At 67.2% G+C, this 18221-nt stretch carries 16 protein-coding genes and 1 pseudogene; 14 read left to right on the plus strand and 3 right to left on the minus strand.

Annotated features, from left to right (window positions below; genetic code table 11):
- Positions 1-76 precede the first annotated feature (76 nt).
- The 3 genes from fdxA to ACWDUZ_RS27155 are packed head-to-tail and all read right to left on the minus strand — an operon-like array spanning position 77 to position 3391.
- Positions 77-400, minus strand: coding sequence for a ferredoxin (gene fdxA, locus ACWDUZ_RS27145; protein ID WP_451634423.1), 324 nt, complete (start codon positions 398-400; stop codon positions 77-79).
- Positions 397-1491, minus strand: coding sequence for a 2-oxoacid:ferredoxin oxidoreductase subunit beta (locus ACWDUZ_RS27150; protein WP_451634424.1), 1095 nt, complete (start codon positions 1489-1491; stop codon positions 397-399). The genes fdxA and ACWDUZ_RS27150 overlap by 4 nt, the downstream gene beginning before the upstream one ends.
- The gene (locus ACWDUZ_RS27155) at positions 1484-3391 is read right to left on the minus strand and encodes a 2-oxoacid:acceptor oxidoreductase subunit alpha (protein WP_451634425.1); all 1908 of its coding nucleotides are present in this window, start codon (positions 3389-3391) and stop codon (positions 1484-1486) included. The genes ACWDUZ_RS27150 and ACWDUZ_RS27155 overlap by 8 nt, the downstream gene beginning before the upstream one ends.
- A 245-nt stretch (positions 3392-3636) precedes the next feature.
- Between ACWDUZ_RS27155 and ACWDUZ_RS27160 the strand changes: the two genes are divergently transcribed.
- The 14 genes and pseudogenes from ACWDUZ_RS27160 (at position 3637) to ACWDUZ_RS27225 (ending at position 18164) form a co-directional block, all read left to right on the plus strand.
- Positions 3637-4926, plus strand: coding sequence for a nucleotide disphospho-sugar-binding domain-containing protein (locus ACWDUZ_RS27160; protein WP_451634426.1), 1290 nt, complete (start codon positions 3637-3639; stop codon positions 4924-4926).
- Between the two features lie 31 nt (positions 4927-4957).
- A complete protein-coding gene (locus tag ACWDUZ_RS27165) occupies positions 4958-6025 on the plus strand; it encodes a glucose-1-phosphate thymidylyltransferase (protein WP_451634427.1) in 1068 nt (355 codons plus the stop codon).
- Positions 6022-7017, plus strand: a complete 996-nt coding sequence (gene rfbB / locus ACWDUZ_RS27170; RefSeq protein ID WP_451634428.1) for a dTDP-glucose 4,6-dehydratase — start codon at positions 6022-6024, stop codon at positions 7015-7017. The genes ACWDUZ_RS27165 and rfbB overlap by 4 nt, the downstream gene beginning before the upstream one ends.
- Positions 7014-8318 (plus strand): lipopolysaccharide biosynthesis protein RfbH, encoded by a 1305-nt coding sequence (gene rfbH / locus ACWDUZ_RS27175; RefSeq protein ID WP_451634429.1) that lies wholly within the window; start codon positions 7014-7016, stop codon positions 8316-8318. The genes rfbB and rfbH overlap by 4 nt, the downstream gene beginning before the upstream one ends.
- Positions 8319-8363: 45 nt before the next feature.
- Positions 8364-9752, plus strand: a complete 1389-nt coding sequence (locus tag ACWDUZ_RS27180; protein ID WP_451634430.1) for an NDP-hexose 2,3-dehydratase family protein — start codon at positions 8364-8366, stop codon at positions 9750-9752.
- Complete coding sequence (locus tag ACWDUZ_RS27185) at positions 9749-10744, plus strand: Gfo/Idh/MocA family protein (protein ID WP_451634431.1); 996 nt, start codon at positions 9749-9751, stop codon at positions 10742-10744. Before ACWDUZ_RS27180 ends, ACWDUZ_RS27185 begins: the two co-directional genes overlap by 4 nt.
- A gap of 71 nt (positions 10745-10815) precedes the next feature.
- Entirely contained in the window at positions 10816-11049 is a 234-nt protein-coding gene (locus tag ACWDUZ_RS27190; RefSeq protein ID WP_451634432.1) for a hypothetical protein, read from the plus strand.
- Positions 11050-11153: 104 nt separating this feature from the next.
- A complete protein-coding gene (locus tag ACWDUZ_RS27195; RefSeq protein WP_432940520.1) occupies positions 11154-11390 on the plus strand; it encodes a type II toxin-antitoxin system VapB family antitoxin in 237 nt (78 codons plus the stop codon).
- Positions 11387-11794, plus strand: a complete 408-nt coding sequence (locus ACWDUZ_RS27200) for a PIN domain-containing protein (protein ID WP_451634433.1) — start codon at positions 11387-11389, stop codon at positions 11792-11794. Before ACWDUZ_RS27195 ends, ACWDUZ_RS27200 begins: the two co-directional genes overlap by 4 nt.
- Before the next feature lie 544 nt (positions 11795-12338).
- Positions 12339-14930: a SpoIIE family protein phosphatase gene (locus ACWDUZ_RS27205; protein WP_451634434.1), complete on the plus strand. Its 2592-nt coding sequence runs from the start codon at positions 12339-12341 to the stop codon at positions 14928-14930.
- 115 nt (positions 14931-15045) lie between these two features.
- Positions 15046-16242: a PP2C family protein-serine/threonine phosphatase gene (locus tag ACWDUZ_RS27210; RefSeq protein ID WP_451634471.1), complete on the plus strand. Its 1197-nt coding sequence runs from the start codon at positions 15046-15048 to the stop codon at positions 16240-16242.
- Positions 16243-16424: 182 nt separating this feature from the next.
- Positions 16425-17210: a transketolase gene (locus ACWDUZ_RS27215; RefSeq protein WP_451634435.1), complete on the plus strand. Its 786-nt coding sequence runs from the start codon at positions 16425-16427 to the stop codon at positions 17208-17210.
- Positions 17195-17362, plus strand: a pseudogene (locus ACWDUZ_RS27220) (hypothetical protein); the annotation flags it as partial. The gene ACWDUZ_RS27215 and the pseudogene ACWDUZ_RS27220, both read left to right, overlap by 16 nt.
- 37 nt (positions 17363-17399) lie before the next feature.
- Positions 17400-18164 carry a transketolase family protein gene (locus ACWDUZ_RS27225; protein WP_451634436.1) on the plus strand — a complete coding sequence of 255 codons (765 nt, stop codon included), beginning with the start codon at positions 17400-17402 and terminating at the stop codon, positions 18162-18164.
- Positions 18165-18221 lie beyond the last annotated feature (57 nt).

The raw sequence follows: 18221 nt of genomic DNA on the forward strand, positions 1-18221 counted from the left end.
TTCTTCGAATAGTTCGACTACGGCCGGGGCCCTCCCCAGACATCTGGGAAGGGCCCCGGCCCGTGTGCCGTGGAACTCAGCCGGCCTCCTTCACCGGCTCGGCCTGGACCACCGGGTGGTCCGCGGACAGCGGCCCGGCCGCTGACGCGCCGCCCGCCACGTCGGCCATGGCGAACACCTCCTGGTCGGCGGAGCCGTATTCGGCCCATTCATCCGGCAGGGCGTCCTCGTAGTAGATGGCCTCGACGGGGCACACCGGTTCGCAGGCGCCGCAGTCCACGCATTCGTCGGGGTTGATGTACATCTTGCGTGGTCCCTCGTAGATGCAGTCGACGGGGCACTCATCGACGCACGCCTTGTCCTTGAGGTCCACGCAGGGCTGGGCGATCACGTACGTCATGAGGAAGTCTCCACGGTCCAGGTGTCGTTGCCGGCGAGAAGGGCGGCGAGGTCGCCCTTGCCGTTCTGTTCGACGGCGGTGTCGAGCTGGTCGGCCATGAGGGTGTCGTAGACGGGACGCTCGATGTTGCGGAAGACACCGATGGGGGTGTGGTGCAGGGTGTCAGGGTCGGCGAGCTGGGAGAGGGCGAAGGCGGTCGTGGGTGAGGTGGTGTGTGTGTCGTGTACGAGGATGTCGCCCCGGTTGTCGTTGGTGACGGGTACGACTGTGAGGTCGCCGGTGGCTGGGTCACGTACGACGCCCTTGGAGCCTTCGGCGCCGAAGACGATGGGCCGGCCGTGTTCGAGGCGGATGACGGCTTCCTCGGCCTGCTGCTTGTCCTTCAGCACCTCGAAGGCGCCGTCGTTGAAGATGTTGCAGTTCTGGTAGATCTCCACGAGCGCGGTGCCGCGGTGGTCGGCGGCGGCGCGCAGCACGCTGGTGAGGTGCTTGCGGTCGGAGTCCACGGTGCGGGCCACGAACGACGCCTCCGCGCCGATCGCGAGCGAGACCGGGTTGAAGGGGGCGTCGAGGGAGCCCATGGGGGTCGATTTGGTGATCTTGCCGAGTTCGGAGGTGGGGGAGTACTGGCCCTTGGTGAGGCCGTAGATCCGGTTGTTGAACAGCAGGATCTTGAGGTTGACGTTGCGGCGCAGGGCGTGGATGAGGTGGTTGCCGCCGATGGACAGGGCGTCGCCGTCACCGGTGACGACCCACACGGACAGGTCGCGTCGGGAGGAGGCGAGGCCGGTGGCGATGGCGGGGGCGCGGCCGTGGATGGAGTGCATCCCGTAGGTGTTCATGTAGTACGGGAAGCGGGAGCTGCAGCCGATACCGGAGACGAAGACGATGTTCTCCTTGGCCAGGCCGAGTTCGGGCAAGAACCCTTGCACGGCGGCCAGGACCGCGTAGTCACCGCAGCCGGGGCACCAGCGCACTTCCTGGTCGGACTTGAAGTCCTTCATGGACTGCTTGGTCTCGGCCTTGGGGACGAGGGAGAGAAGCGTCTCCACGCTGCCGCCCCCGTTTCCTTCCGTGGTCGTCTCAGCCATCGATGGCCTCCTTGAGAGCCGTGGCGAGCTGCTCAGCCTTGAACGGCATGCCGTTGACCTGGTTGTAGCTGTGGGCGTCGACCAGGTACTTCGCCCGGATGAGGGTGGCGAGCTGACCGAGGTTCATCTCGGGAATTACCACCTTGTCGTAACGCTTCAGGATCTCACCCAGATTCCGGGGGAACGGGTTGAGGTGGCGCAGATGGGCCTGCGCGATCCGCTCACCGGACGTCCGCAGGCGGCGGACGGCGGCGGTGATCGGTCCGTAGGTCGAACCCCAGCCCAGGACAAGGGCGTTGGCATCGCCGTCCGGGTCGACGACGGTCAGATCCGGTACGTCGATGCCGTCGATCTTGGCCTGCCGGGTGCGGACCATGAAGTCGTGGTTGGCCGGGTCGTAGGAGATGTTCCCGGTGCCGTCCTGCTTTTCGATGCCGCCGATACGGTGCTCAAGACCTGGTGTGCCCGGGATCGCCCACGGCCGCGCCAGGGTCTTCGGGTCACGCTTGTAGGGCCAGAACATCTCGGTGCCGTCGGCCTGCGTGTGGTTGGGGCCCTGCGCGAACTGCACCCGAAGATCAGGCAGTTCATCGATCTCCGGGATCCGCCACGGCTCGGAGCCGTTGGCGAGATAGCCGTCCGAGAGCAGGAAGACCGGAGTGCGGTAGGTGAGCGCGATCCGGGCCGCCTCCAGTGCCGCGTCGAAACAGTCCGCCGGGGTCCTGGGGGCCACCACCGGCACCGGTGCCTCGCCGTTGCGGCCGTACATGGCCTGCAACAGATCGGCCTGCTCGGTCTTGGTGGGAAGGCCGGTCGAGGGCCCGCCGCGCTGGATGTCCACGATCAGCAACGGCAGTTCGAGAGAGACCGCAAGGCCGATCGTCTCCGACTTCAGCGCCATACCGGGGCCGGATGTGGTCGTCACGGCCAGCGAGCCACCGAACGCCGCCCCGAGTGCCGCGCCGATGCCGGCGATCTCGTCCTCGGCCTGGAAGGTCCGCACCCCGAAGTTCTTGCGCCGGGACAGCTCGTGCAGGATGTCCGAGGCCGGAGTGATCGGGTACGAGCCCAAGTACAGCGGCAGGTCCGCCTGTTGGGACGCGGCGATTAACCCGTAGGCGAGCGCGAGGTTGCCGGAGATGTTGCGGTACCGGCCCTGGCGGAACGTACCCGGGCGAGCCGGCGCCACCTCGTACGAGGCCGCGAAGTCCTCGGTGGTCTCGCCGAAGTTCCAGCCCGCGTGGAACGCCGCCAGGTTCGCCTTCATGATCTCGGGCTTCTTGGCGAACTTGGCCTTCAGAAACTTCTCCGTGCCCTCGGTGGGCCGGTGATACATCCACGACAACAGGCCAAGCGCGAACATGTTCTTGCTGCGCTCGGCCTCCTTGCGCGAGAGGTCGAACTCCTTCAGCGCCTCCACCGTCAGCGTCGTCAACGGCACCTGATGCACGTTGTAGGCCTCCAGCGAACCATCCTCCAGAGGACTCTGCGAGTAGCCCACCTTCTGCATCGCCCGCTTGGTGAACTCATCGGTGTTCACGATGACTTCGGCCCCGCGCGGCACATCGCCGATGTTCGCCTTCAACGCCGCCGGGTTCATCGCCACCAGAACGTTCGGCGCATCGCCCGGCGTGAGGATGTCATGGTCGGCGAAGTGCAGCTGGAACGAGGAGACACCCGGCAGCGTGCCGGCAGGGGCGCGGATCTCGGCCGGGAAGTTCGGCAGCGTCGACAGATCGTTGCCGAACGACGCCGTCTCCGAGGTGAACCGGTCACCCGTCAGCTGCATACCGTCACCGGAGTCACCCGCGAACCGGATGATCACCCGGTCCAGTCGGCGCACTGTCTTCCTAGGTACCTCTCCGTCTTTCCCTTTGCCTTCCAGTGCCAGAACGACCACCGGCGGCCCCCTTTCCTAGACATCGCGGACGGCGCACGCGCAGCGAAGCCGACGGACACCGCACGTTAGGAAGGAGGACTTGTGACTGGCCAAAGCAACCGCCGACCACGTGGCCCGCTACCGCGCGTCCGCGCGGGGCACCGTCGGCGGGTGCACAGCGCAAGTAGACCTTTAGAACAGGGCTGCACGCTGCTGGCGAACGGCAGCCGCCAGCGTCGTATGGACAACCTCAAGGAAGGTCATCGATGCGCATCCTCTTCAACGTCTTTCCGGCATCGTCACATGTATATCCAGTAGTCCCACTGGCATGGGCACTGCAGAGCGCCGGTCACGAAGTCGTGATGGCCACCTCTGAGGCCGGAATCGACCCGAAGTTGTTCACGAACATCGCCTCGGCCGGCCTTACCGCAGTGCCACTGGGCGGCAAGGAGGAACTCGCCGACTCGCTGGCACCCCTGCTCGCCGATGCGAACCGCCCCAACCGGCGTACCGCGGAGATCGACCCGGACGACGAGAACACCTGGCGCACCTGTCGGGACATCCTGATCGACCTGCTCGGCGCGCACTATCCGCGGGAGTCGGTCAGCGGCGGTCGCCGGCCGGTCCTGGACACGTTGGTGGAGTTCGCCCGGGGCTGGCGCCCGGACCTGGTGCTGTGGGACCCGCTGGCCCCGACCGGTGCGGTGGCCGCGCGTGCCTGCGGCGCTGCCCACGCCCGCCTCCTGTTCGGCATGGACAACGTCGGTCTGGTCCGTTCCAAGACGCGGCAGGAGCTGGCCGATCCGTCCTCCGGCCTGACGCAGGACCCGTGGCTGCCGTGGCTGGAGCCGGTGCTCGAGCGGTACGGTCTCGACTTCACCGAGGAGACGCTGCTCGGCCAGTGGACCATGGATCTGACCGCGGCGCGGATGCAGTATCCGCTGGATCTTCGGTACGTACCGGTCCGCTGGATCCCGTACAACGGTGGCAGCGCGCTTCCGGAGTGGCTGCACACCCGGCCCGAGCGGTCCAGGGTGGTGTTCACACTGGGTCAGACCCGTCGGCTCCTCGACGGCCCGCAGGGCGGCTTCCCGCTGGGAGAGTTCTTCGACTCGGTGTCCGACCTGGACCTGGAAATGGTCGCCACGCTGAACAGCGACCAGTTGGCCACCGTGGGTGCGCTCCCGGACAATGTCCGCGCCATCGGATACGTGCCGCTCAACCAGATCCTGCCCACCAGCTCGGCAGTCATCCACCACGGCGGTGGCGGCACCTCCGGTGCCTGCGTGGCGTTCCAGGTACCGCAGCTGATCGTGCCTATTCCGTTGTGGGACGAGAAGGTCATCGCGCAGTACATCAGCCGCCGAGGCGGGGGACTGATCCTCGATCCCGTGGCGCTCGACGTCGACAGCATGCGAAAGGACCTCGTCCGGCTGATCACGGAACCCTCGTTCCGTGCCGGGGCCCGCGACTTGTACGAGGACATGCTGGCCGCCCCGGCACCGAAGGACGTCATCCCGATAGTGGAGAGGCTGACCGCGGAGCATCGTGGCTGAAAAGCAGCCCGCACGAATGGAGAGGACCACTATGAAAGCCCTGGTGTTGGCCGGCGGATCGGGCACCCGTCTACGGCCTTTCAGCTACTCGATGCCCAAGCAGCTCATCCCCATAGCGAACACGCCGGTCCTGGAATACGTCGTACGGAACATCCTGGATCTCGGCGTGCACGAGATCGGCATCATCGTCAACGGCCACGACAACGAGATCCAGCGGGCCCTCGGGGACGGGTCGCGGTTCGGAGCCCAGCTGACCTATATCCGCCAGGAGGATCCGCTCGGTCTTGCTCACACGGTCACCATCTCCCGGGACTTCCTCGCAGACGACGACTTCGTGATGTATCTGGGCGACAACATGCTGCCCGACGGGATATCGGACATCGCCGAGGACTTCATCGCCGGCCGCCCGGCAGCTCATGTCGTGGTGTGCAAGGTCGAGGATCCGACTGCCTTCGGCGTGGCCGAACTGGGGCCCGACGGTGAGGTACTGCGCCTGGTGGAGAAGCCACAGCGGCCGCGCAGTGACCTGGCCCTGATCGGGGTGTACTTCTTCACCGCCGCGATCCACGAGGCGATCGCCGCCATCACGCCCAGTGCCCGTGGCGAGCTGGAGATCACCGATGCGATCCAGTGGCTGGTGGCACACGACGCGGACGTACGGGCCAGCACGTACGAGGGCTACTGGAAGGACACCGGGAAGGTCGGCGACGTCCTGGCGTGCAACGCGCGCATCCTGGACGGCTTCCGTCCCTGTGTCGATGGCGTGGTCGACGACACCAGCGTGCTCGTGGGGCCGGTCGTCGTGGAGAAGGGGGCACGCATCGTGCGCTCCCGCATCGAAGGACCGGCGATCATCGGTGCGGGCACCGTGGTGGAGGACAGCCACATCGGCGCGCACACGTCCGTGGGGCGCGGCTGCGCGGTCGTCGGCAGCCGGCTGACGCGCTCCATCGTCCTGGACGAGGCGACGGTCACCGGCGTTCGGGGCCTGCACAGTTCCCTGGTCGGCCGCTCCGCCTCCATCGGCATCACCACGCAGAGCACGGACCGCTACCGCCTGGTCGTCGGAGACCACACCCAAGTGGAAGTCGCGGCATGAAGATCCTGGTCACCGGTGGAGCCGGTTTCATAGGTTCGAACTTCGTCCGCAACCTCCTCGCGAACACCTACGCGGGCTGGGAGAACGCCCAGGTCACCGTCCTGGACAAGCTGACCTACGCGGGCAACCGCGGCAATCTGCCGGCCGCGCACCCGCGTCTGGAGTTCGTCCGGGGTGACATCTGCGACGCGAGGCTGCTGCACGAACTGCTGCCCGGACACGACGCCGTGGTGCACTTCGCCGCGGAATCCCACGTGGACCGCTCGCTGGCCGACCCGGGAGACTTCTACCGCACCAATGTCCTGGGCACCCAGACGTTGCTCCACGCCGTGCTGGACAGCGGTGTCCAGCGGGTGGTGCACGTCTCCACCGACGAGGTGTACGGATCGGTGGAAGAGGGCTCCTGGACCGAGGACTGCCCGCTCCTGCCCAACAGCCCCTACGCGGCCTCCAAGGCCTGTTCCGACCTGGTGGCCCGCACGTACTGGACCACACACCGCCTGAACCTCTCCATCACGCGCTGTTCCAACAACTACGGGCCGTACCAGCACCCCGAGAAGCTCATCCCGCTGTTCGTGACCAACCTGCTCGAGGGGAAGCAGGTGCCGCTGTACGGCGACGGGCGCAACATCCGTGAATGGCTGCACGTGGACGACCACTGCCGCGGCATCCATCTCGTGCTCGACAACGGCCGGCCCGGCGAGATCTACAACATCGGCGGCGGCAACGACCGGACCAACCGCGCCATCACCGAACGCCTCCTGGATCTGACCGGCCAGGGGCAGGAGATGATCCGCCACGTGGCCGACCGCGAGGCGCACGACCTGCGGTACGCCATCGACGATTCCAAGATCCGGGAAGAACTGGGCTATGCGCCGCTGACCGGCTTCGACGACGGCCTGGCCGCCACGGTGGAGTGGTACCGCGACAACCCTCACTGGTGGAAGTCGGTCAAGTACGGAACCGAAGGTGCGGGAAGGGAACGACGATGACCGCCGACAAGGACATCGTGCTGGACGCGGTCCGCAGGTACCACCGTGAGACCGCGTCGGACGAAGGCTTCAAGCCCGGAGTGACGGAGATCTGGCCGTCGGGCGCGGTTCTGGACGAAGAGGACCGGGTCGCCGTCGTCGAGGCCGCACTCACCCTGCGTATCGCCGCCGGACCCAGCTCCAAGCAGTTCGAGTCCGGCTTCGCCAAGCTCCTGAAGCGGCGAAAGGCCCATCTGACGAACTCCGGTTCGTCGGCGAACCTCCTCGCCGTCTCCGCCCTGACCTCGGAGACGCTCGGTGACAGGCGCCTGAAGCCGGGGGACGAGGTGATCACCGTCGCGGCGGGGTTCCCCACCACCGTGAACCCGATTCTGCAGAACGGGCTCATACCCGTCTTCGTGGACGTGGACCTGACGACGTACAACACCACGGCCGACCGGGTGGCACAGGCGATCGGCCCCAAGACACGGGCGATCATCATCGCCCATGCGCTCGGCAACCCCTTCGAGGTGGCCGAGGTGGCCCAACTCGCCAAGGACCACGACCTCTTCTTCGTCGAGGACAACTGCGACGCGGTCGGCACCACCTACGACGGCCGGATCACCGGCACCTTCGGCGACCTGAGCACGGTCAGCTTCTACCCCGCGCACCACCTCACCATGGGTGAGGGCGGCTGCGTCCTCACCGACAACCTCCGCCTGGCCCGCGTGGTGGAGTCGCTGCGCGACTGGGGACGGGACTGCTGGTGCGAACCGGGCAAGAACAACACCTGCTTCAAACGGTTCGAGTACCAGATGGGCAACCTGCCCGCCGGGTACGACCACAAGTACATCTTCTCCCACGTCGGCTACAACCTGAAGGGCACCGACATCCAGGCGGCGCTCGGCCTGACGCAGCTCGCCAAGCTCGGCAGCTTCATCGAGGCACGCCGCCGCAACTGGCGCCGCCTGCGCGAAGGCCTGGACGGTCTGCCGGGCCTGCTGCTTCCTGAGCCGACCCCGCGGTCCCAGCCGAGCTGGTTCGGCTTCGTCATCACCGTCGACCCCGAGGCCCGCTTCACACGCGCCGAACTGGTCGCGCACCTGGAGGAACGGAAGATCGGCACCCGGCGGCTGTTCTCCGGCAACCTCACCCGGCAGCCGGCCTACATCGGGCGTCCTCACCGTGTCGTCGGCGACCTCACCAACAGCGACATCATCACTGAGCACACCTTCTGGATCGGCGTCTACCCAGGGCTCACGGACGAAATGCTGGACTACGTGGTCGCCACCATCAAGGAGTTCGTAGCCGCGCGGGGCTGAGAACCCACCGCGTCCACATCACCGCAAAGCCAGGGAGTTACGTCGATGCCGTCCCAAGTCCTCCAGCGGCGTGAGGCCCAGAGCCTGCCGGCACGTCTCGCCGCATCGGCCGCAACCACTCACGGAGTGCAGCTGCCCATCGAGCACTTCGACGCCTGGCTGGCCGAACGGCGCGCAGCCCATACCTTCCGCGTGGACCGCATACCGTTCGCGGACATGGACGGTTGGTCGTTTCAGGAGCACACCGGGAACCTGGTGCATCGAAGCGGCCGCTTCTTCACCGTCGAAGGGCTGCACTTCACGGAAGAAGGCCGGCCTTACGGCGATGGCCTGTACAGCGACTGGTACCAGCCCATCATGCGGCAGCACGAAGTGGGTGTCCTCGGCATCCTTGTCAAGGAGTTCGACGGGGTGCTGCACCTTCTGATGCAGGCGAAGATGGAACCGGGCAACCCGAACCTGCTCCAGCTCTCGCCCACGGTCCAGGCGACCCGCAGCAACTACACCAAGGCCCACAAGGGCGGGGACGTCAAGTACATCGAGTACTTCGTCGGGCCGGACCGCGGCAGGGTCGTCGTGGACGTGCGTCAGTCCGAGCACGGCTCGTGGTTCTTCCGGAAGACCAACCGCAACATGGTGGTGGAGGCGGCGGGCGATGTGCCGCTGCTGGACGACTTCTGCTGGCTGACTCTCGGACAGATCAATGAACTGCTGCGGCGGGACAACGTGGTCAACATGGACTCGCGCACGGTGCTGTCGTGCCTGCCCGTCGGGGACGTGCCGGGCGACGCCCTGCTGTCCGACACCGAACTGCTCTCGTGGATCACCGGCGAGCGCACCCGGCACTGTGTGCGCACCGAGCCGGCCCCGCTGGGCGGCCTTCCCGGCTGGAAGCGCGGCGCCGACGCGATCGAACACGAAACGGGCCGCTACTTCAACGTCGTGGCGGTGTCCGCACAAGGGGAGAACCGTGAGGTGACCGGCTGGACCCAGCCTCTGTTCGAGCCGGCCGGCCCGGGCGTCCTCGCCTTCCTCACCCGCGAGATCGAGGACACCCCGCACGTGCTGGTGCAGGCCCGCACCGAGCCCGGACTCGTCGACACCATCGAGCTGGGACCGACCGTGCAGTACACCCCGCACAACTACGCCCACCTTCAGGAGAAGGAGCGCCCTCCCTTCGCTGAATCGGTGCTTCGAGCCGCCGGCGACCGCGTCCGCTACGACGTCGTGCATGCCGAGGAGGGAGGCCGTTTCCTCAATGCCGAGAGCCGTTGCCTCATCGTCGAGGCGGACGTTCCGCTCGATCCTCCGCCCGGCTACGCCTGGGTCACCCCCGCGCAGCTCACTTCCCTGGCCCGGCACAGCCACTACCTCAACGTCCAGGCCCGCACCATGCTTGCCTGTCTCAACGCGACGAAGACCGGAACCCGATGACCGCCCCCCTCCGGGTGGGAGTGATCGGATGCGCGGACATCGCGGTACGCCGGATGCTTCCCGCCTTCGCCGCCAGTCCCGGCACCGAGGTCGCGGCGGTGGCCAGCCGCGACCTGGCCAAGGCGCGGCGGGTCGCCGAGCGTTTCGACTGCCGCGCCGTCCACGGGTATGAAGAACTCCTGGAACTGGACGACATCCATGCCGTCTACGTGCCGTTGCCCGCTGCCCTGCGCCCCCGGTGGGTCGAGGCGGCGTTGCGCACAGGCAGACACGTACTCGCAGAGAAGCCCGTGTCCATCCAATACGGCTGTACCAGTGACCTGTTCGAGCTCGCCGCCTCTCGTGACCTGGTGCTCATGGAGAACGTCATGTTCGTCCATCACCGCCGGCACGAAGTCGTGCGGCACCTGATCGCGGACGGGGCGCTGGGCGAACTGCGCTCGTTTCACGCGGCATTCACCATCCCGCCGCTTGCGGACGGTGACATCAGGTACAGGCCGGAGTTCGGTGGCGGCGCCCTGATGGACGTCGGGATCTATCCCTTGCGGGCCGCACTGCACTTACTGGGCCCCGAACTCGACATCATCGGCGCCTGCCTCGTCCGGGGGGCGGGACGGCAGGTCGACACCTCTGGCGCCGCATTGCTGCGCACCCCCGGCGGCGTCACGGCCGAGATCACCTTCGGCATGGAGCACGCCTACCGCTCGGCATACGAACTGTGGGGCAGCCAGGGCAGCTTGACCGTTGACCGGGCGTTCACCCCGCCCGCCCGGGACGTCCCCGTAATCGGCCTCCACCGCGGCGCGAAGACCGAAGAGATCCGCCTGGAGCCACACGATCAGGTGGCGGCCACCGTAGCGACCTTCGCCGCCGCAGTGCGTGCCGGAACCCCGCCGGATGCCGGTGACACCCTGCGGCAGTCAGAGCTCCTCAGCAGGATGAGTACCTCTGGTGCGATGCCGGGTTTTCTTACTGAGCGTTTCGCCCTGTGAGGTGTGGCGCGGGAACGGAATCGGAATCACGTCTGTGTGCCGGCAGTCTCCCGACGCAGGGTGTCCGAGGCGTGGACGAGCATCGCCTTGATGGTGACCATCGCCGCCACACGCTGTTCAACGGCCTGGTCAGGGCGATCTTGAGCTGGCGAATCCTCTCGGCCTCGCCGTCGGCGGTTTTCGGCGTGGCCGTCGCGAACCCGGCCAGCACCGCGCGGGCGGCGTTCTCGGTGTCCAGGGTGTCGGACTTTCCGTTCATGCGCCGCAGCCGCCGGTCCGGGCGCCCGGCCTCGACCACCTTGTAGCCGGCCCTGCGCAAGAATGAGGGGCCGTTGAGTGGGGACACGCGCTACAATGTATGAGCTATGGGTTGACTTCCCACCTGAGCCACATGGGCGGAGGGGCATGTATGAGCGTGACCAACGTCGACCTGGATGACCAGGCCCTCGCCGAGGCCGCCGCGCTCCTTGGCACCACGACCAAGAAGGACACGATCAACGCTGCCCTCGCCGAGGTTGTTAAGCGCTACAAGCGCCGTCAGGCAGCCGAGCGGCTGGCCGAGCGCGGAGCACGCGGAGATTTCGAACCCACCCGGCGCGTACGGGAGGCACGTAAGGCCGCGCAGCGCGCCGAGGCCGCCGAGTGATCGCCTACCTGATCGACACCAGCGCATACATCCACCTGGCCACCCATCCGGCCGACATGCGCCGCTGGGAGGCCGAGATAGAAACCGGGGCCCTTGGCATGTGCGAGGCCACACGGGCAGAGGTCTTGTTCAGCGCCACCGGGCCGGCTGACCGAGACTCGATGGAGGCCGACCTGGCTGACCTGTTCGGTACGGTGCACGTTCCCAAGGACGTATGGCGCTGGGTGGAGAGCGCACAGTACAAGCTGACGCAGACCGGCCAGCACAGGGCAGCTGGAGTCATCGGCCTTGTACTCTGCGCGACTGCCGCGCACCACGGCCTGACCATCCTGCACCGCGACAACGACTTCGCGACTGTCGCCCGCGTCCTGACTGATGTGGATCAGCACGACGTACGACGCTGACACCCACGATGCGCATCGCGTCGATACGTGGCCGCCCGTTCCACGCCGGCGCTCATGATCGCCTGGAAATGCTCAGGCGGTGCTCATGATCCTGTGGAATTGTTCACCCTTTGCGGATCCTGCAATGCGTGCTGCCGTGCCCGAGTCATTGAGGAGTTCGTTGATGAGCTCCTGTGGCGGCAACGCCTCGATCGCCAAGGCGAACGACCGGACAAGCCAATCCCGCCGGTCCACGGGTGCCGCGCCGGATGCGTGCGAGTTCGGCGCGCCGGCCAAGGGCGCCAGACCTGCGGCTGCCGCGATAGTGCTGTCCGTTTCACCTCGTCCGCCACGTAGGTCGACTACGGCGTTGGTGACCGACCCGGCGGTTGTGGCTTCGGCCCTGTCACAGATCGCGGCATCATCCGGTCTCTTACGTAAAAGGTGCAAATCGGATCGAGGTCGCGCGGGCATCTGCGCCCGGCACCCCCGGGTGCCTGCCCTCCGTGATCTCGATCGATCCAGGCGTAGCCCCAATCGTCCTGGGTTCGAGCTTCGATGCTCCGTGCTGCCCGTTTCTGCATGTGAGGACAGAGGCCCGATGACTGCCAGCCCTAACGTTGCATTCAGCGACGATCAAGCTGCTTACAGTGCGGCACAGCCTGCGGTAGTGATGTGCGACGAGCACGGGATGGTGCTCGCTTGGACACAGACCGCCGAGCGGCTGGTCGGGTACGCGGCGAGGGATGTGGTGGGCCGCTCCGCCGCAGCCGTACTGCTCCCTTCCGAGCGGGCGTCGACGGTATCGGAGCTCCTTGCGCGATCCCGTACGCGGAACGGCTGGGCGGGTACGACGGCGGTGCGCCATCGGAACGGCCACATGCTCAGCGCCGACCTGCGGATCTCGATGCTGCGAGGACTGAATGGTCCGGTCCGGTGGCTCGTGTCCGTGACCGACATCGGCATGCTTTCCCGGGAAGCGATGCACGGATCGGTGCGGGAGTCGCTCCTTACCCGCGCACCGATCGGCATCGTCGTTCGTGACCCCCAGCTGCGGTGCACGTGGGTGAACGACACGGTGGAAGACCACGACGGCATCGCCCGCGGCCGACGGCTCGGGGGCCGACTCGGTGATGTGCTGCCCGACGCCGAAGCCGAAACGGTCGAGACGATGATGCGTCAGGTGCTGAAGGACGGCAGTATCAAGGTCCACCGCTACCAGATGCGGCCCCCCGCGAATCCGCGCCGCGAGCATACGATGGAGGTTTCGTTCCTCCGCCTGCAGGGCGCCGAGGGACAAGCGCTCGGGGTGTGTTCCATCAGCGTCGATGTCACCGAGAGCCGACAGGCGTGCGAGCGCCTCGCCGTGCTCAGCCAGGCCAGTGCTCGGCTGGGCGGTTCACTGGACGTGATGCAGACCAGCCAGGAACTGACCGACCTCGCCGTACCATTGCTCGCCGACTGCGCCGCCGTCGACCTCGAGCAGGCCGTCCCGTTCACGGAGGGCACCCCACGCCGCGCCGGTCGGATGGGTGAGCGCCCGTTCGCGTTCCGCCGTGCCGGCCTGACCTCGATCCACCAGGGTGTCCCGGAATCCCCCTGGGCGCGCGGTGAGCCCGTCCCTGCGCCCCCCGACTCATCGCCCTTCATGGATGCCCTGAGCACCGGCAGGCCGCATCTGGAACCAGTCCTGGAGAGCGGACCCGGCACATGGGTCGACGACGATCCGGCCCGGGCGCGGGTGATCCGGGACAACGGCGTGCACTCCGTGATGATCGTGCCCATCCGTGCGCGGCGCGCCCTGCTGGGCGTGGCCCTGTTCCTGCGCACCGACAACCCGGTGCCGTTCCAGGAGTTCGACCTGCTCCTCGCCGAAGAGCTCGTCCGCCGTGCGACGCTGTCGCTGGACGACGCCCGTCACTTCGCTTGTGAGCACACCGAGGCCCTCGCTCTCCAGCGTGACCTGCTCCCGCACGGTCTGAGCACCGGGGTAGCGGTCGAGGTGGCCGCGCGCTACGTGCCGGCCGATACGGAGCACGGTGTCGGGGGCGACTGGTTCGATGTCATCCAGCTGCCGGGCGCCAGGGTGGCTCTCGTCGTCGGCGATGTCGTCGGGCACGGCCTGCACGCCGCCGCGGCCATGGGCAGACTCCGCACTGCCGTGCGCACCCTCGCCGACATGGAGCTGCCCCCTGATGAACTGCTGGACCACCTCGACGACACGGTCCAGCGACTGGCTGAGGAAGACGCCCGCGCCTCGGACCAGACGCCCGCCGCAGTGGTGGGCGCCACCTGCCTGTATGCCGTCTACGACCCGGTCACCCGCACATGTGCCATGGCGCGGGCCGGGCACCCGCCGCCCGCGGTCATCGACCTGCACGGTCAGGTCACCTTTCCTGACCTTCCTGCGGGACCCCCGCTCGGCATCGGAATGGGCATCCCGTTCGAGGCTGTGGAGTTTGAACTGCCCGAGGGAAGTCTTCTCGCCCTGTACACCGACGGCCTGATCGAGAACCGCGACCACGACATCGACGAGGGGATGCGCCGCTTGGGCGCCGCTCTGGCGCGGCCGAGTCGTTCCCTGGAAGACCTCTGCACCCGCGTGATGGAAACCGTCCCGGGTCAGGCGCCGTCGGATGACGTCACCCTGCTCCTCGTGCGGACCCGCTCACTCGGCCCCGCCCAGGTCGCGTCCTGGACTCTGCCGGCTGACCAGACGGCCGTCCGCAGTGCCCGGCACATGGCAGCCAGTCAGCTGAGTGCATGGGGTCTGGAAGGTCTCGAGGACTCCACGAAGCTGATTGTCAGCGAGCTGGTCACCAACGCCGTCCGCCACGGCACCGGCCCGATCGGCCTGCGCCTGATCCAGCATCAGGCCCTGACCTGCGAGGTGTTCGACACCGGCGTCGGTGCACCGCGGATGCTTCGCGCGCGTTCCGTCGACGAGAACGGCCGCGGCCTGTTTCTGGTTGCGCAGCTGTCCCGCAGATGGGGCGCACGCCCGGCATCCGACGGCAAGGTCGTCTGGGCCGAGGAAGACCTTGCCGCCGCGAACTCGCACGCATCGGCCGCCGACGCGCTGCACGGACTCAAGGAGCAACCGGGTCCCGCCCCCACCCCGCGATCTTCTGATGCCTGGATCAACCAGCGGGAATGACCGGGCGCGTGCCGCCCCCGGTAGCGGCAGGCGATCACTGGCGCTGTCGCCCTCGAACATCCAGTACGAAGCGGAAGATGTTGAAATGGCCCATGGTCAGCGTGCGGCAAGCACGATGAGGGAACTGGAGATCGACTACAAAGCCATCTTCGATGCGTCGCCCAGCGCGATGCTGGTGCTGACTCCCGACCTCCTCATCCTGGACGCGAACGCCTCCTATCAGGACCTGGTCGGACGCAAGCGGCATCAGCTCATCAACCGCTATGTGTTCGACGTCTTCCCGAAACCTGACGGCATCGATGACCTGCAGGCGTCGTTGCTGCGCATGCTGGAGAGCCGCGTCCAGGACGTCGCAGGGCCGATCCGTCACGACGTGGAGGACCCGGACCGGCCCGGCGTGTTCGTGGAACGCTACTGGAGCCCGATCAACGCTCCCGTCCTGGACTCCCAGGGACACATCGTGATGGTCGTGCACCGTCTGGAAGAGATCACAGGCCTCGTCCGTGCCGAGGGTGCGGGATCCGAGCGGCGGCGTTGGCAGATGGGAATCGAGTTGTATGCGCGGTCCCGTGAGTTGCAGCAGGTCAACGAACGCCTGCGGCAGGCCCATGCGCGCGAGCGTCAGGTGGGCCTCGCGCTCCAAGACGCCATGCTTCCCGCGCCCGGCCGGCTCGCACGTCACCAGGCGGCGGTGCGTTACCGCCCCGCCGCCAACGCGCTCAACGTCTGCGGGGACTGGTACGAGGTGACGCAGCTCGCAGACGGCGACTACGCCATCGCGGTGGGCGACGTCGTCGGGCACGGCCTGGAGGCAGCCGGTGTCATGGGCCAGCTTCGCAGTGCCCTGAGCGCGGCCATACGTGTTGTGGACGGTCCCGCATCCGCACTCGACGGACTCGACATGTACGCACGTTCCGTTGACGGCGCCGTTTCCGCCACAGCTGTACAAACCGTCATTGACTGCGGCAACCACCGCATCACCTACAGCAGCGCCGGCCACCCGCCCCCGGCTCTCGTCCATCCTGACGGCACCGTACAGTTCCTGGACCAGGCAACCGACCCTCCGCTGGGGGCCAGCCTCGAGCACGGCCCCCGCCCACAGGCCACGACCATCTACGCCGAGGGCGCCTCACTCGTCCTGTACACCGACGGGCTGATCGAACGGCGTGGAGAAGACATCGACGTGGGCCTTCAGCGCCTGGCCGACCTTCTCTCCCGCCACCACCAGTACGAGGTCGAGGACCTGGCCGAGGCGCTGATGGCCCTGAGCGCCGCAGCCGATGACACCGCTCTGGTCGTCGTCCGCCTCTGACCCTGGCACCGCTGCCAGGCGGGGGCGTCCGGCTCCGGTTGGGGCACGGACGTGCCCGCGTTCCGGTTGATCCGCGGCTCGCGGCCGAGGGAAGGCCCGGCGCGTTGCAAGCTCCTCGGAGACGCCCGTGGCGCCAGCGCCGTCCCCACCCGAGGCTGCTGCGCTTGTCCCATGAGAGCGGCATGCTTCACCTCGGCGGGGACTTCTCGATGACCGAGATCATGACGGTGCTCTTCGAGCACTTCCTCAAGGTCGATCCTGCTCGGACCGACTGGCCGGAGCGGGACCGGTTCGTGCTCAGCAAGGGGCACGGAGCGGGCGCGCTGTACATCTCGATGGCCAACCGAGGATTCTTCGACGTCGAGGAGATCTACCGGACGTACGGCAAGCTGGGTTCGGCATTCGGCATGCACCCGTGCCGCAATCACCTGCCGGGCGTCGAGACGTCCACGGGATCACTCGGTCATGGGCTGTCGGTCACCGTCGGGCTGGGGCTCGCGGCACGGCTGAACAACGCCAAGCACCGCGTCGTCACCCTGATGGGCGACGGCGAGATGAACGAGGGCTCGGTGTGGGAGGCCGTCCAGGCCGCCCCGCACTTCAAGCTGGGCAACCTGGTCGCGATCGTCGACAAGAACGACTTCTCGCTCGACGGTCCGCTGGACGAGATCATGCGGCTCAACCCGCTTGACGAAGAGTTCGAGGCCTTCGGCTGGAACACGGTGAACGTGGACGGCAACGACGTCGCCGCGCTCGTCGATGTCTTCGACAACCTGCCGCCGGTCGAGTCGGACAAGCCCACCGCCATCGTTGCCAAGACCATCAAGGGCAAGGGCATCGGCTTCATGGAGAACCAGGTCGCCTGGCACGCCGGAACGGTGGACGCCGAGACCCTGGAGCAGTGCTACCGGGAGCTCGAAGAAAAGCGCGAGGCAGCAAGGAAGGAAGAGCAGTGGCTGGTGCACTGAACGCCGACGATCTCTTCGTCAATCCGCGCGAGGTCTACGGGCGGCGCCTGGCGGAACTCGGAGCGACCGACGACCGCCTTGTCGTCGCCACGGCCGATGTGGCGAAGTCCAACAAGCTGGGCGACTTCCGCGAACACTTCCCCGACCGCTACTTCAACGTCGGGATCGCAGAGGCCAACCTGATGGGCATTGCCGCGGGGCTCGCCCTCGACGGGAAAAATCCCGGTCGTCTCCACGTTCGCGGCGTTCGCCTCGATGAGGGCGCACGAACAGGTTCGCAGCGACATCGGCTACGTCAACCTCCCCGTCAAGATCATCGCTACGGTCGGCGGGCTCACCGCGGGCCAGATGGGCCCCACCCACCAGGGCATCGAGGATCTCGCGGTCATGCGAGCCATACCGAACATGACGGTGATCGCCCCCGGTGACCCGCAGCAGGTGGCGCGCTTCGTCGAGCTGGCGATCGAACACCCCGGCCCGGTCTACATCCGGCTCGGCCGCGGTGAGGACCCGGTCATCTACCCCGAGGACCAGCCGCTCGAGATCGGTAAGGTGATCATCGCGCGCGAGGGCACGGACGCGGCGATCATCGCCTGCGGGACGATGATGCACGATGCGCTGGAGGCGGCCCGCCGTCTCGAGACGGAAGGCATCAGCGCCCGTGTGATCGGCATGCACACGATCAAACCGCTCGATCGCGTGGCGGTGATCGACGCGGCCAGGGAGATCGGACGCATCGTCACGGTCGAGGATCACTTCCGGGTGGGCGGCCTGGGCTCGGCCGTCGCCGAGGTGGTCACCGATGAGGGAATCACCATCGAGATGGTGCGTCTGGGAGTGCCGGACGCCTTCGGGCTGATCGGCTCGTCCAACGAGCTGTACCACTACTACGGCTACGACGCCGACGGGATCCAGACGAGCGTCAAGTCGCTGCTGGGACACGTCACGGTGTGAACCTCGAGTGCCGACGACGCCGGCTGCCACTCAGGCCTGGAGCGTCGTCGGCACTCG

Source organism: Streptomyces sp. NPDC003393 (genome assembly GCF_053589015.1).